The organism is Ruminococcus flavefaciens, from assembly GCF_900108555.1.
Taxonomy (GTDB): Bacteria; Bacillota; Clostridia; order Oscillospirales; family Ruminococcaceae; genus Ruminococcus; species Ruminococcus flavefaciens_P.
This window is the reverse complement of sequence record NZ_FNWV01000001.1, coordinates 717,826-731,877: the sequence shown is the minus strand read 5'-3', so window position 1 is coordinate 731,877 and position 14,052 is coordinate 717,826. Positions and strand designations below refer to the sequence as shown.

Below are 14,052 nucleotides of genomic sequence, written 5' to 3'. Positions count from 1 at the left end.
GATACAAAGGGAGAATACTATGTTTTATCTTATTAAGGATACTCTTGAAAAATGCAAGAATTTAAGACCAAAGGACTCAAAGGCAAAGTATGTTGCGGTGCTTTCGACTGAGGAATGGCTCGGCAACAGTTCAAAATTTGATATGGGCATTGACCTTGAAGTGAGTACCTCAGAGATACACAGTACAAAGGCGGAAGTGAACTATGATTCACTTACAGGTACATTTTCTATTCCCGACAGGCATAATATTGCGGAAAAAAAGAATAATTTCGCTTTTGCTCTGGACGAAAAGGGAATAGTGTTCATTGATGACAGCGGTACTGTTGAGGAGATAATCAAAGAAATCGTAAAAAGCAAGCGTTGGACTAACCCGTCCCTTGAAAGGTTCATCTATGATTTCTTAGAGCAGATAATCTATATAGATCAGGGTATTCTTGCAAAATACGATGCTGAGCTCGACGAAATGGAGGATAAGATCCTTGCAGGAGAAGAGGATAATTATCCCAAGCGTTTAAGTGAGATAAGAAGCGATCTCCGCGATATGAGGATACACTACGAACAGCTTGAGGATCTCGGACAGGAGCTTGAGGAAAATGAGAATAACTTCTTTGCACACGAAAACCTGAGATATTTCCGCCTCTTTACTCAGCGTATCGCGCGTCTCCATAATACTACCGCAGCTCTGAGAGACTATACCGCGCAGATACGCGAGCTTTATCAGTCCCAGCTGGATATAAAGCAGAATCGCATAATGACCATACTTACCATTGTAACGACTATTTTTATGCCGCTTACTCTCATTGCAGGCTGGTACGGAATGAACTTCAAATATATGCCCGAGCTTGAATTCAAAGCGTCATATCCCATAGTTATACTGATAAGTGTTATAATAGTTATCGTGAGCCTGATATTTTTCAGAAAGAAAAAATGGCTGTAAACCGAGTCGATAAGAAAAGCTGCCTTTAAAGGCAGCTTTTCTTATCACAGTCTGTCTGCGATATCAAGTATCATTTTTTCGGTCTTTTCCCAGCCGAGACAAGGATCGGTGATAGATTTGCCGTAGATATGCTCATCTATCTTCTGTGAGCCGTCCTCGATGTAGCTTTCGACCATGAAGCCTTTTACAAGCTTGCGGATATCGCTGTTATAGCGGCAGCTGCTGATGACTTCCTTGACTATTCTTGGCTGTTCGAGGGGGTGCTTGCCTGAGTTGCAGTGGTTGGTATCAACTATAACGGCAGGATTTTCAAAGCCCTTCTGCTGATACATATCAAAGAGGAGCTGTAAGTCCTCATAGTGATAATTAGGCATATGCTGACCGTAATTGTTCTCAAAACCTCTGAGTATGGAATGTGCAAGGGGATTGCCCTTTGTGCTTACTTCCCAGCCGCGGTACAGGAAGGTGTGACCTGACTGTGCAGCCTCGATAGAGTTCATAAGTACAGGTATACTGCCGCTTACAGGGTTTTTCATGCCTACAGGTATATTGAGACCGCTGGCAGTAAGACGGTGCTGCTGATTTTCAACGGAACGAGCTCCCACAGCCACATATCCGAGGAGATCGTTGAGATAACGGTGATTTTCGGGGTAGAGCATCTCGTCAGCGCAGGTAAAGCCTGTTTCCTGTATTGCGCGGAGGTGCATTTCACGTATTGCAACTATGCCCTTGTACATATCAGGCTCTTTGCTTGGGTCGGGCTGATGCAGCATTCCCTTGTAGCCCTTTCCTGTAGTTCTTGGCTTGTTTGTGTAGATGCGTGGCACGATGAGTATCTTATCCTCTACCTTTTCCTGCAACTTTCTCAGACGGCAGATGTAATCGAGAACGCTTTCCTCGATATCAGCGGAGCAAGGTCCGATGATAAGGAGCATCTTGTCGGACTTTCCGCTTATAACATCGGCGATCTGCTTGTTTCTTGCTTCTATTACCTTTTCAAGCTCCTCCGAAACGGGGTACTGTGCTTTGACCTCGGCAGGGATAGGAAGCTTGCATTTGAAGTTCATATTCATACAGTATTTCTTCCTCTCTGATGATTTATAACAAAAGAATTATATCACTTTGCGTGAAAAAAATCAATAGCGTTTTCAGCTGTTGCTGAGCATTTCTTCAAGTATCTCGGCGGAATCTGTAACGCAGCCTCTGCAAGTGCGCAGACCGCTTTTTAATTCGCGGCAGATCGCAGACTTGTTGCGTGAAATGAACTCTTTTTCAAATTCGCTTATCTTGTCTGTATCTTTACCGTACTTCATTGCGAGAACATATTCTGCCGCCATTACAGCACCGCATTTTATCATTTTTCCGCCTGCAAATGGCGCAGCTGCGGCTTTTGCCTGTTCCATGTCCAAGCCTGCGTCATCGGCAAAGGCACAGAGTACAGATGCGGAACAGCTGTAAAAGCTTTTATGATACTTTACGGCTTTTTCGGTTTTTTCTGCCATTTTGAACACTCCTTGTGATTGATAACTATATAATAGCAGAAAAAACGGCAAAAGTAAAGACTGCTTAATAAAAATATAATGAAATCCATGGCATTTTGTGCTATTATTAATATATAAAATTTTTTGGAAATGAGGATAGCAATGAATAAAATAAAACATACAGCAATAACCGCAGGAGCATTGATGCTTACACTTGTACCGACTGTCGGAAGTACGGGGAGCTTATCAGGATATGCAGCAGATACACCTCCCATATATTACTATGGCGGCGGAAACAGGCTCGTTTCAGATGAATGGGAAGCTACTATATCAGGATTTTACGGCGAATATGCTGATTTGCACGAATATAAGGGCAATAAGGAAAATGTAGTGATACCTGAATATTTTGAAGAGATGAAAGTCAGAGAATGTGATATCGTATGGAGTGATCATCCGTTTGTAAAGTCGGTCACATATCCTGATGTCGAATTTTATAGTTATTATATTGCTGATTCCAATGTAGAAGATCTTTATCTGCCTTATGTTACCGATGCAAGTGAGATATGCTTTGAGGGGAACGAAAAGCTGAAGATCATCGGATTTGCCGACAGTGTAAACACCCTTGAATTTACCAGCGATGCATTTAAAGACTGCACAGCTCTGGAAAAGGTGAATATGCCCACGGAGTACAAGAGAGTTAAGGTGGGATCTTATGCATTTTCCAATACAAATTTAAGCGAGGTGGATTACGATAAGCCGTCGGTCATCGGCAGAAGTGCGTTTGCAAATTGCAGATCGCTGAAAAGCGTGAAGCTCAATAACTCCGAGGTAGACTCACGCGCTTTCAGTGACTGTAATGCCCTTGAAGAAATAAGCTTTTCGGGCAGTATAGCCCTTAGTGATCTCAGCATTTACAATTGCCCCGAGCTTGAAAACATTGACCTTACAGACGCTGAGGTGACTTCCGATGCTTCTTTTGACAATTGCCCCAAGCTTATGAACATAAACTCTAAGCCTGCCTTTGACAGTAAGACAGGGGATTTTGTTCCCGAGTACAAGGAGTTCATTTTCGAGCATTTCGCCTCATCTGATAATGTGGGATTTGTAGATCAGTACGTCACGGCACAGGTAAGAAAGGTAGTTGCCGAGAATATCACAGATGATATGACAGATGTTGAAAAAGTCAGGGCACTGCACGATTGGATATGCAGGAACACAGAATACGATCCGGGTGATGAGACAAGCAGAAAAAACCACAACGATGCATCTGTGTTCATGAATGAAACAACGGTATGTGAGGGATATGCAAGGATATTAAATCTTCTCTGCCATGATGCAGGCATAGAGACTTGCTTTGTACAGAACGGTATACACTCGTGGAATATCGTAAAGCTTGGCTGCCATTATTTCCACATTGACACAACATGGGACGATATCGACAGCAGCAGTATATCCTATGACTGGTTCATGAGATCGGACGCAGAGATGAAAAAAGCAGGAGGAGCACACGCAAGCTGGAAGATCTGCAAACCTACTTCGCTTCACAGCTTTCAGAGCAATGTAACGCCTGTGTGTGAATACAGTATGGGAGATATGAATACGGACGGCGAGGTCGGCGTATCCGATCTTGTGAAAATGAGCAGATATCTTCTGGGAAAAGAATCCATAAGTGAGGACGACCTGCCTCTTTCAGACCTTGATCTCAGCGGAAACACCGATGTTTTTGATATGATAAAACTCAGAAAAGTCCTTGTAAATAGTGCGGAGTAGTTTAATGAACAGCAAAAATCAACCGTTGGTTGTATTTAATCTATTTATATTCGCTTGTAATCTACCTGAAGTTGTGGTAGAATGATTATAGAAACGAAAAGGTGAGATGAAAATGGATAAAAACAGCACTTTCCGAACAAACCTTGTAAAACGCAGAAAAGCTTTAGGGCTGACTCAGGAACAGCTTGCGGCACGGCTGAATGTTTCGCCGCAGGCAGTATCAAAATGGGAGAATTCAAGTTATCCCGACGGTGAGCTCCTTCCGCGGCTTGCAAAGGAGCTTAACATCTCACTTGATTCTCTTTTCGGTGTAAAGGTCATGGACAGCGAGAGGGATATAGAACAGCTCATAGATGACGAGATGCGTTCTGTTCCCGAAGAAAAGCGTTCAGAGCTTTTCATGAAAATGATGTATACTGCGCTTTGCGCCTGCAACCCCAATAAAGATACAGTGGGCAGGCTGCGCACAAGCTTTGAGCACGAGACCTTTGCAGGACTTAAAACAGACCGTGAATTAGCACTCTCACGGCTGAATACCGATCTCAGGTACTTCTGTTTCCTTGAGATACCCGAAAAGGGCGTTAATTCCTACTTCGGTGACACCACAAATATGGTAAGGCTGTTCAATACACTTGCCGACGATGATGCAATAAGTATAATAAGCTATCTCGGAGCAAGCGTAAGGAACAAGATGTTCTCGGTAGCGATGATATCGGAAAAACTGGACATACCGTCGGAAAAGGTCCAGCACATCATCGACAGGCTCGACCGTTTCGGACTTGTCTGGCGCGTTTCTGCCGATATTAATGACCAGCCTGTCATACTCTACGGCTACACACATCATACTTCACTTACACTTATACTGGTACTGGCTAAGACCATTACCAACTATCTGAAATACATGGATCCCAATGTTGAATTATGGGAGCGCGGAGCTTTCAGACGTGAGAACGGTGAACAGGACGAGATAGTACCGCAGGTGCCGTGGTGGAAGGAAGGCGAGCTATAGGCGATAACAGCATAAGCTGTTAAAAAGACCGTTTAGGCATGGTTAAAAACAGGAGGAAAAAACATGAAAAAGACAGCAGCGTTTCTTGCAGCCTGTGTCGTATCAGGCTGCGCAGTTACTGCTCCCATGAGCGGTATCTCTAACAGTACCGCAAATGCAGCAGGCGGCTATGATATGAATATCACAGTCGATCTCAAGGGTGAAAGAAAAGAGATATCTCCCCTTATCTATGGCGTGAATCAATACACCACTAATCTAAAGGACGTGAAAACCTATGCTGTCCGTCAGGGCGGCAACCGTATGACAGCATACAACTGGGAGACAAACGCTTCCAACGCAGGTTCTGACTGGAAGCACAGCTCGGACACAAATCTCTCGGAATCAGATGATCCCGCTGACTGCGTTCAGGTACTCTCAAAGGACGCAGCAAAGAACAATGTGGGCTACAAGCTCACAACACTGCAGCTTGCAGGCTATGTTTCAGCAGATAAGAACGGCACGGTAACGGAGGAGGAGAAAGCTCCTTCAAAACGCTGGAACAAGGTAGTTCTCACAAAGGACGCTGCTTTTGCAGATACTCCGGATCTTACGGACGGAGTAGTATACATGGACGAGTATGTGAACTACATCATCAAGAAGCTGGGCAATTCAAAGTCTGAGACAGGTATTCAGGGCTACAGCCTTGACAATGAGCCTGTACTCTGGAACGACACACACAGCAGAATGCACCCCGAGCCTGTAACTATCAAGGAGCTTGGTGAAAAGTCCATAGAAATGGCAAGAAATGTAAAGAAGCTTGATCCAGATGCAGAGGTGTTCGGACCTGCTCTCTACGGCTATACAGCTTTCGACCACCTCGATGACGACGATGCACATACCGAGTGGGAGGAAGTAAAGGCTGCAAATAACTATCACTGGTATCTTGACTGCTATCTTGACCAGATGAAAAAGGCTTCCGAGGAGACAGGCACGAGACTCCTTGATGTACTTGATATCCACTACTACTCAGAGTCTGCAAGAAACGGCATTGAGGACAGACTTCAGTCTGTACGCACTCTCTATGAGGAAGGCTTCTCCGAGAACAGCTGGATAGGTCAGTGGTGTATGCAGAATGTACCGATACTCCCGACTATACAGGCTTCCATCGACAAGTACTACCCGGGCACAAAGCTCGGTATCTCCGAGTACAACTTCGGCGGCGGAAATGATGCTTCGGGCACTATCGCTGAGGTCGAGGCACTTGGCTGCTATGCGGATCAGGGCGTTTACTTCGCATCACTCTGGGGCGGCGAGCCGTTCATCGTTTCGGGCATCAACCTTTACACAAACTATGACGGCAAGGGCGGAAGCTTTGGCGATACACTTGTCCCTGCCAAGAGTGAGGACGTTTCAAAGTCCAGCACATATGCTGCTGTAAATGCAAAGGACGACTCACAGGTAACTGTAATGGTCACAAACAAGGACCTCAAGGAAGCTGAAAATGCAGTTATCGACCTTAAAAACACAGACAACAAGTACAAGTCGGCAGCTGTTTACGCCATTTATGGCGATGACGAGCAGATAAAGCTCATCGACATCGTTAAGGACGTAAAGGATAACAAGGTAAATGTAGAGCTCCCTGCTTTCTCTGCTGCTATGGTAGTAGTTTCCGATAAGGCAGACGCTTTTGACGGACTCAAGACCTTTGAAGAGACAAAGACAGAGACAGTAACAAAAGAATACACAGATATAAAGAAGCTTACAAATGACAAGGGCTATGTTGTAGTGCCTATCGAGGACGCAAAGCACCTTTCAAAGATAATCATCAACGGCAATGTTACTTCAAGTGCAGGTTCAGGCTGGGGAACAGCAGGCTGCGCAGTATGTATAAACGCAGTTTCAGACGCAGGCGAGAACTTCTGGACATACAAGAGCTACAGCCTTAATCTGGGCAATTCCACGGCTACAGTCAAGTTTGACGGCATACTCAACAAGGAAACAGGTGAGGGCGCTGACAAGGTAGTTGAGGAGCTCAAGGCAACTGTTGCTGACGGCAAGATAGAGCTCCAGAAGTGGTGGGACGCTTCCGAAAAGAGCGAAGCTTCCGTAGAAGATGTTATCGCAGTTGATTACAAGAGCATACAGGTAATATATGAGTATGCACAGGGCGAAACACCTACAGTAAAGCCTGATACAACAACTACGACCACAACTTCAGCAACTACAACAACATCAAAGGCAACAACTACAACTTCAACTGCTGCTTCAACAACAGTAACAACATCAGGTACACCTGCCGATGTTAAATACGGCGATGCTAACTGCGATAATGAAGTTGACCTCTCAGACGCAGTACTCATCATGCAGAGCCTTGCAAATCCAAATAAGTACGGACTTACAGGTTCAGACAATAGCCATATCACCGATAAGGGCTCAAAGAACGCAGATGTTTACAACACAGGTGACGGAGTTACAACAAATGACGCAGTATCAATACAGAGATACCTGTTAAAGCTTATTCCTTCACTTCCCGAAAAGGCTGAAAAGTAATATCCAATTTTTAATACCTCTCATAAAAAAGGACTCCGAAAGGAGTCCTTTTTGCTTGACATTGGCGGTAAAATGCGATATAATATTTTTAACAAACATTGAAATGAGGGACTGAAAATGGCAGACAAAAAGGCACTTATCGTAATTGATATGCAGAATGATTATCTCTGGGACAAGAGAATGAAGAAATTCAGCTATGATACCGACAAGCTTACCGCAGAAGTGAACAGGAGCATAAATGAATTTCATGCAAACGGCGATGATGTTATCTATATTGCGCAGATGTTCCCGAATATATTCACAAATAAGTGGTTCATCGGCTTCTCAATAAAGGGAACAGAGGGCGCGGAGCTTTATAAGGGAATGGATAAGGTAACAGACTTGTATTTCGAGAAAAATCTTCCCGATACCTTTACAGCTTCAAAATTCAGGGAGCACATGAAGTCTCAGGGCTATAAAGAGGTAGTTCTTTGCGGACTTGACGAGTGCGGCTGTGTAGGAGCTACGGCAAAGGGAGCAGTCAAGGCAGGACTCACCGTAAGTATAATCGAAAAGAGCACAGGCTGCCGTTTCTCCGATGCAAAGCATAAGAAAATGAGAGATAAGCTCACATCTCTCGGCGTTAAATATATCTGAAAAAAACAAAAACGGAAGGTATCCTGCCTTCCGTTTTTTAATCAGTGAACTCTGTATGGTTCTTGCCGTTGTTTTTGCCTTTATAAAGGCGTTTATCGGCTTTTGTGATAACGCTGTCTATCTTATCTGTCTGTATTCCCGTGTTAACGCCGAATGTCATGGTAACGCCGAATTCACAGTCCTCTATCTCGAAAATATGAGCTCTCAGAGACTTATGTATCTTTTCCGTGAACTCAACACCGTCTTTTATCGTAGCTTCGGGGATAACGAAGAGGAATTCCTCACCGCCCCAGCGGGCAGCGTATCCTCCCTTTGGGATAAGGCTTATGAAGAGATTTGCAACATAGACCAGTACCTTATCGCCTATATCGTGTCCGTAGGTGTCGTTTATCCGCTTGAAGTTGTCGATATCACCGATACCGATAACATAGCTTGTAGAAGGAGTAGGACACTCTCTGCGGATAGTCCTTATGTTCTCGTTCATAGCACGGCGGTTGTAAAGCTGTGTAAGAGGGTCGATAGAAGCGAGATTTTTGAACGTTTCACGCTGATTGATGAGCTTGAACTCCATATATTCACGATGAAGCATAAATATCGCAGAAGAAAAAACCATTATAAATACACATATGAAAACATTAGTCATATGCATGGCTCTGAGAGTACCTGCGTCTTCAAGAACATATTTAAATACGGTATCATCTGTAACTGTCAATTTCAAATAAAGATATGTACCCATTGAAATGAAGGTGATGATAAAAGGTATATAGAACCGTCTGCTCTGAGTAAGAAAGGTTGCAGGGATTATCAGCAGCAGGAACATTGCAAAATCGGGCTTCCAGCCGAGAAGATGTGTGGCGTATGTAGCATGAGCTATGATCTCGATGTCAGATAGATAGATCAAAAGGCTTTTTTCATTTTTTAATATCGGTACAAAAATCAAAGTAGCTAAATAAAATGCGATGCTGCCAATATTGAAGTACATCATTTCCTTGATATTAAGCATATAAAACATGATCAAATAGGAAATATGTGTAAAAAGGCAACTGCTAAGACCGATTATATATATCGTCTTTTCGTGTGTTTTGTCAAATAAATGCTGATGATCTTCTATAAACTCACGCAGGATCTCCGAACTGTTTCGGAAGGTCATATAAAAAGTCACTTCCCTTCGGGTGAGTTTTTACTCATAAAAATCTATTATAGAATAGTATACACCAAATCAATACAAATTTCAATAAATAAATTGTAAAAAATAGCCTGTACAGGAAAAAATCACAAACATTGCTGTATTTTCGGCTTTATTTGGTGGAAAGGAAGAGGGTAAAAACTTTTGAGCGTGAAAGCGCAATTTTTGTAAAATACGCCATAGGAGAGCAATTTGTGACTATATGCACAAAAATGTTATATTGTCGAAAATTAGCCGTTTGCAGGTGGGTTTTCAGATAAATATTTGTCCATTATTTCAGCAGCAGTACGAACGAACCTTACACAAGGGCGCACCTTGTAATATTCCTCTGTTCTTTTCTCCGGCTCGGGAGTGCTTGTGACAGCCAGTCCTTTCAGCAGTTCGCGGCAGATAATGGTATCATGCGCCTCTTTGAACTGAGAAGCGAGATACTGTATCCTCTTGTAATGCTCCGATTTATCCTCGTGTGAGAAGCTTTCGCCCGGACCGTAAACTATACCTGCTATCATAAACATGGCAGAGCAGGTACCGCAGACCTCGCGCATACGTCCCATTCCGCCGCCGAATGAGGAGGAAAGCTTTACAGCAAGCTCTCTGTCAAGTCCTGTAACATCGCAGAAAGCCACAAGGACAGACTGAGCACAGTTGAGTCCGTCTGCAAAAAGCTGACAGGCTTTTTCAGCATGATCGTATTTCATAAAAACAGCTCCTTAATATGTATCAGTGGAATAATTATATAACTTTTTCGGCATAAAATCAACGCAGAAAGGATAAAAAGTCTGCATTATTGTTATTATATACTAACAATAATGGGGGTTATTTTTGAGCTTTTTTCTTGATTAACCTAATGAAATGTAGTATAATGTTTACTGTATGCAAGGGCAGTTTATTCGGCTGTCTAAAAACCGAAAGGAGTATTTATAATGATTTATTCGCACGAAGTTGAAACAATGTGCCCTATCGCACAGGGCGTTGCTCACGGCGCAGCTCCGATACCTGAGGAAGCAAAATGGGTAAAGGCTAAGGAGATAAAGGATATTTCCGGATTTACACACGGTATCGGTTGGTGTGCACCTCAGCAGGGTACCTGCAAGCTCACACTTAACGTTAAGGAAGGTGTTATCCAGGAAGCTCTCGTTGAGACTATCGGATGCTCAGGTATGACTCACTCCGCTGCTATGGCTGCTGAGATCCTCCCGGGCAGAACAATTCTTGAAGCTCTTAACACAGACCTCGTTTGTGATGCTATAAACACAGCTATGAGAGAGCTCTTCCTCCAGATCGTATACGGACGTTCACAGTCTGCATTCTCTGAGGGCGGTCTCGTTATCGGTGCAGGTCTTGAGGATCTTGGTAAGGGACTCCGTTCACAGATCGGTACTACATACGGTACTCTCAAGAAGGGACCACGTTATCTTGAACTCACAGACGGATATATCACAGGTCTTGCTCTTAATGAGGACGACGAGATCATCGGCTACAAGTTTATCAACTTTGGTAAGATGATGGACTTTATCAAGGCAGGCGATGACGCAAACACTGCATTTGAAAAGGCTCAGGGCCAGTACGGCAGAGTTGCTGACGCAGTTAAGATCGTTGATCCAAGAAAAGACTAAGGAGGACTTGTAAAAATGGCTTTATTTGAATCATATGAGAGACGTGAGAAGCAGATTCTCGCTGTTCTTAAAGAATATGGCATCAGCTCTATCGAAGAGTGTGCTGACGTATGCAAGGCTAAGGGACTCGACATCTACAAGCTCGTAGAGGGTATCCAGCCAATTTGTTTTGAAAATGCAAAGTGGGCTTACACAGTAGGCTGCGCTATCGCTATAAAGAAGGGCTGCAAGAGAGCTGCTGACGCTGCTGCAGCTATCGGTGAAGGTCTCCAGGCTTTCTGTATCCCTGGTTCTGTTGCAGATCAGCGTAAGGTTGGTCTTGGTCACGGTAACCTCGGTAAGATGCTTCTCGAAGAAGATACAGAGTGTTTCGCATTCCTCGCAGGTCACGAGTCATTCGCTGCTGCTGAAGGTGCTATCGGTATCGCTGAGAAGGCAAACAAGGTTCGTCAGAAGCCACTCCGCGTAATCCTTAACGGTCTCGGTAAGGACGCTGCTCAGATCATTGCTCGTATCAACGGCTTTACATACATTGAGACAGAAATGGACTACGCTACAGGCGAAGTTAAGGAAGTATTCCGCAAGGCTTACTCAGATGGTCTCCGTGCAAAGGTTAACTGCTACGGTGCAAACGATGTAAGAGAAGGCGTTGCTATCATGTGGAAGGAAAACGTTGACGTATCTATCACAGGTAACTCAACAAACCCAACACGTTTCCAGCACCCGGTTGCAGGTACATACAAGAAGGAGCGCGTTGACGCTGGCAAGAAGTATTTCTCAGTTGCTTCAGGCGGCGGTACAGGACGTACACTCCACCCAGACAACATGGCAGCAGGCCCTGCTTCATACGGTATGACAGATACACTCGGCCGTATGCACTCTGACGCTCAGTTCGCAGGTTCTTCATCTGTTCCTGCTCACGTTGAGATGATGGGACTTATCGGTATGGGCAACAACCCGATGGTTGGTGCAACAGTTGCTTGCGCAGTTGCTGTTGAAGAGGCTATGAAGTAATTTATTACCGAATATACAGAAAGAGCAGTCCGTTTGGACTGCTCTTTCTTATGTGAGAATAATGTTGATGTATCAGAAGAGAAAAAGGACCGCCTATAAAAGGCGGTCCTTTGCGTTGTCAGATCTTGCAGAATACGTTTGAGATAGCACAGCTGAGTGCCTGATACTGATGACCTAACTCGAGGTCTTCAACGTATTCATTGATTTCTTCTCTCAGATCCCTTGGTGTCTCATCTTCGTCGATGAGAACGCTGTCAACCGAATACCAGAAGTTGCTGTCCATAGTGAAAACAAGAACTCCGCACTGCTCACACTTTCTTCCTAAGATCTGGTTGACAAACTCTTTGCTGACAGGCAGATATAAGCAGTCATAATCCTCATCGTAGATGTAGGAATTTGCACCTGTCGTGATGTCGTCGTAAATTGCTCCTAACATTGAAAAAAGTTTCATAAAAAAGCCCCCTATAAAATAAAAAATTATGTTATTATAATACCTGTAATAGGGGGATTTGTAAACCCCTTTTTTTGAAATGTTACAGTTTATTAATTTTATTCGTTATACTGCCTTAAAAAAATTCCGCAATGTTGTCTATATTGCTGTAGAAAAATAGGGTGTAGACTTGTAGAAAACGACGATATGTTGCTATTTTGTAAACTCGCTGTTTGAATGAACAAAGAAACACTGCGGTAACATTCATAGTTACCGCAGCAGATAAACATATTTAATAAAGCAGGCTTTCATCTGAAGGGAATTTTACTCTTGTAAAGAGCACTTCTTCATTGCCGTCCGTAACAGACATTTTATCTCCCTCGATCTTTATTGTACCCGGACCATTAAACAGTACCATAAGGTTTTCATTTTCTGATAATTCAATTCTGTTTCCGTTCAGATCATAAGAGTAGTAATTTTTGAAAACTATCTTGCTCTGACCGTTTTCGTAGAAGTCAAGTATAGCATAAATAGGATTTACTTCTGATTTGCGGTCAAGCTTGAAGCCGTTTATCAGAATGTCGTATAACTTACCGCCATAGAAGTGGTATGTTCCGAGATATCCGTTTGTACTTTTTATCCTTTCCATTTCGATAATATTTTCTTTACTGTCGTTGATCACGATCTTGCCGTTATCATCAGAGAAGAGCGGTGAGGGGACAACTGTATCGGATAAAATGAAATCATCTCCGTCGAAACGGAACATATCGGAGGAAATTTCGTATACTCCGCCTGTACCGTCTTTAGCAAAGAAGAGACCCATTTTGTCGGTATCATCTTCGTCATCGGGAACAAGCTCCCAGAAGCCTATGATATCCTCGCTGTAATCTACAGATACAGCAGTTACCGTGGTGGTAACAGCGGTCGTAGTCGTTGTTGTAGTGGTTGTGGTTACAGCCTTAGTAGTCGTAGGGGGATCGTTTACGTAAGTTTCAAGGTCGAGAGTACCGCTTGTGGACTTGTATGCGTAGTATGCAAGGATATGTGAAGCATCAACTGCATCAACATGATCATCATGGTTGACATCAGCGGCTTTTCTCTGTTCAGTCGTGAAGCTTCCGCCTTTCTCAGTCGCGCTGCTTGCGTATTCCGACAGAATGAGCGATGCGTCTACTGCGTCTGCAAATCCGTTGTTATTGACATCACCGAGCTCATATGCAGCAAATGCGTGAGCAGCAGATGATATCATCAATACAGAAGCAGAAAGAAAAGCCGTTACTAATTTTGTTACTGTGTTTTTCATATGTTACCTCCATAAAAAATAAGATACATTTATTTTAGCAGACTCGGCATATAATGTCAATGATTATGTATACCGTCCTTTGCGGTTGTTGACATCAAAAATCCAAAGTGGTATAATTAACAGAAAGCAAGGGGGAAAGAG

Annotated in this window: 13 protein-coding genes; 7 read left to right on the top strand and 6 right to left on the bottom strand. The window is 43.5% G+C overall.

Annotated features, from left to right (window positions below; all coding sequences use genetic code 11):
- Nucleotides 1-19 precede the first annotated feature (19 nt).
- A complete protein-coding gene (locus BLW60_RS03085; RefSeq protein ID WP_074714416.1) occupies nucleotides 20-937 on the top strand; it encodes a magnesium transporter CorA family protein in 918 nt (305 codons plus the stop codon).
- A 44-nt stretch (nucleotides 938-981) separates the two neighbouring features.
- On the opposite strand, the gene BLW60_RS03080 is transcribed toward BLW60_RS03085, so the two are convergent.
- Together BLW60_RS03080 and BLW60_RS03075 are read right to left on the bottom strand one after the other, a co-directional pair.
- Nucleotides 982-2,010 carry a 3-deoxy-7-phosphoheptulonate synthase gene (locus BLW60_RS03080; protein WP_074714415.1) on the bottom strand — a complete coding sequence of 343 codons (1,029 nt, stop codon included), beginning with the start codon at nucleotides 2,008-2,010 and terminating at the stop codon, nucleotides 982-984.
- 75 nt (nucleotides 2,011-2,085) lie between these two features.
- Nucleotides 2,086-2,439, bottom strand: a complete 354-nt coding sequence (locus tag BLW60_RS03075; protein ID WP_074714414.1) for a C-GCAxxG-C-C family protein — start codon at nucleotides 2,437-2,439, stop codon at nucleotides 2,086-2,088.
- Nucleotides 2,440-2,580: 141 nt separating this feature from the next.
- Here BLW60_RS03075 and BLW60_RS03070 point away from each other — a divergent pair, with 141 nt between their 5' ends.
- From BLW60_RS03070 to BLW60_RS03055, 4 genes are all read left to right on the top strand, one after another.
- Nucleotides 2,581-4,188: a leucine-rich repeat protein gene (locus BLW60_RS03070; protein WP_074714413.1), complete on the top strand. Its 1,608-nt coding sequence runs from the start codon at nucleotides 2,581-2,583 to the stop codon at nucleotides 4,186-4,188.
- 112 nt (nucleotides 4,189-4,300) lie between these two features.
- The gene (locus BLW60_RS03065) at nucleotides 4,301-5,197 is read left to right on the top strand and encodes a helix-turn-helix domain-containing protein (protein WP_074714412.1); all 897 of its coding nucleotides are present in this window, start codon (nucleotides 4,301-4,303) and stop codon (nucleotides 5,195-5,197) included.
- 63 nt (nucleotides 5,198-5,260) lie between these two features.
- Nucleotides 5,261-7,726 (top strand): glycoside hydrolase family 44 protein, encoded by a 2,466-nt coding sequence (locus BLW60_RS03060; RefSeq protein WP_074714411.1) that lies wholly within the window; start codon nucleotides 5,261-5,263, stop codon nucleotides 7,724-7,726.
- Between the two features lie 117 nt (nucleotides 7,727-7,843).
- Nucleotides 7,844-8,362, top strand: coding sequence for a cysteine hydrolase family protein (locus tag BLW60_RS03055; RefSeq protein WP_074714410.1), 519 nt, complete (start codon nucleotides 7,844-7,846; stop codon nucleotides 8,360-8,362).
- A gap of 37 nt (nucleotides 8,363-8,399) precedes the next feature.
- Here the strand turns inward: BLW60_RS03055 and BLW60_RS03050 are convergent, their stop codons facing one another.
- Nucleotides 8,400-9,365, bottom strand: a complete 966-nt coding sequence (locus tag BLW60_RS03050; RefSeq protein ID WP_207645901.1) for a GGDEF domain-containing protein — start codon at nucleotides 9,363-9,365, stop codon at nucleotides 8,400-8,402.
- A 413-nt stretch (nucleotides 9,366-9,778) separates the two neighbouring features.
- Nucleotides 9,779-10,246, bottom strand: a complete 468-nt coding sequence (locus BLW60_RS03045; protein ID WP_074714408.1) for a C-GCAxxG-C-C family protein — start codon at nucleotides 10,244-10,246, stop codon at nucleotides 9,779-9,781.
- A gap of 225 nt (nucleotides 10,247-10,471) precedes the next feature.
- Here BLW60_RS03045 and BLW60_RS03040 point away from each other — a divergent pair, with 225 nt between their 5' ends.
- Complete coding sequence (locus tag BLW60_RS03040) at nucleotides 10,472-11,164, top strand: iron-sulfur cluster assembly scaffold protein (protein ID WP_009985666.1); 693 nt, start codon at nucleotides 10,472-10,474, stop codon at nucleotides 11,162-11,164.
- A gap of 15 nt (nucleotides 11,165-11,179) precedes the next feature.
- Complete coding sequence (locus BLW60_RS03035; RefSeq protein WP_074714407.1) at nucleotides 11,180-12,178, top strand: GGGtGRT protein; 999 nt, start codon at nucleotides 11,180-11,182, stop codon at nucleotides 12,176-12,178.
- Between the two features lie 118 nt (nucleotides 12,179-12,296).
- On the opposite strand, the gene BLW60_RS03030 is transcribed toward BLW60_RS03035, so the two are convergent.
- Both BLW60_RS03030 and BLW60_RS03025 read right to left on the bottom strand, forming a co-directional pair.
- The gene (locus BLW60_RS03030; RefSeq protein ID WP_074714406.1) at nucleotides 12,297-12,629 is read right to left on the bottom strand and encodes a hypothetical protein; all 333 of its coding nucleotides are present in this window, start codon (nucleotides 12,627-12,629) and stop codon (nucleotides 12,297-12,299) included.
- Nucleotides 12,630-12,900: 271 nt separating this feature from the next.
- Nucleotides 12,901-13,911 (bottom strand): dockerin type I domain-containing protein, encoded by a 1,011-nt coding sequence (locus BLW60_RS03025; RefSeq protein ID WP_074714405.1) that lies wholly within the window; start codon nucleotides 13,909-13,911, stop codon nucleotides 12,901-12,903.
- Nucleotides 13,912-14,052: the final 141 nt, after the last annotated feature.

Excerpts from the sequence above, each read along its gene's own strand:
- BLW60_RS03080 (WP_074714415.1), bottom strand. The coding sequence starts at position 2,010 with ATGAATATGAACTTCAAATGCAAGCTTCCTATCCCTGCCGAGGTCAAA.
- BLW60_RS03045 (WP_074714408.1), bottom strand. The coding sequence starts at position 10,246 with ATGAAATACGATCATGCTGAAAAAGCCTGTCAGCTTTTTGCAGACGGA.
- BLW60_RS03065 (WP_074714412.1), top strand. The coding sequence starts at position 4,301 with ATGGATAAAAACAGCACTTTCCGAACAAACCTTGTAAAACGCAGAAAA.
- BLW60_RS03085 (WP_074714416.1), top strand. The coding sequence starts at position 20 with ATGTTTTATCTTATTAAGGATACTCTTGAAAAATGCAAGAATTTAAGA.
- BLW60_RS03030 (WP_074714406.1), bottom strand. The coding sequence starts at position 12,629 with ATGAAACTTTTTTCAATGTTAGGAGCAATTTACGACGACATCACGACA.
- BLW60_RS03035 (WP_074714407.1), top strand. The coding sequence starts at position 11,180 with ATGGCTTTATTTGAATCATATGAGAGACGTGAGAAGCAGATTCTCGCT.
- BLW60_RS03050 (WP_207645901.1), bottom strand. The coding sequence starts at position 9,365 with ATGCTTAATATCAAGGAAATGATGTACTTCAATATTGGCAGCATCGCA.
- BLW60_RS03055 (WP_074714410.1), top strand. The coding sequence starts at position 7,844 with ATGGCAGACAAAAAGGCACTTATCGTAATTGATATGCAGAATGATTAT.
- BLW60_RS03040 (WP_009985666.1), top strand. The coding sequence starts at position 10,472 with ATGATTTATTCGCACGAAGTTGAAACAATGTGCCCTATCGCACAGGGC.
- BLW60_RS03070 (WP_074714413.1), top strand. The coding sequence starts at position 2,581 with ATGAATAAAATAAAACATACAGCAATAACCGCAGGAGCATTGATGCTT.
- BLW60_RS03060 (WP_074714411.1), top strand. The coding sequence starts at position 5,261 with ATGAAAAAGACAGCAGCGTTTCTTGCAGCCTGTGTCGTATCAGGCTGC.
- BLW60_RS03075 (WP_074714414.1), bottom strand. The coding sequence starts at position 2,439 with ATGGCAGAAAAAACCGAAAAAGCCGTAAAGTATCATAAAAGCTTTTAC.
- BLW60_RS03025 (WP_074714405.1), bottom strand. The coding sequence starts at position 13,911 with ATGAAAAACACAGTAACAAAATTAGTAACGGCTTTTCTTTCTGCTTCT.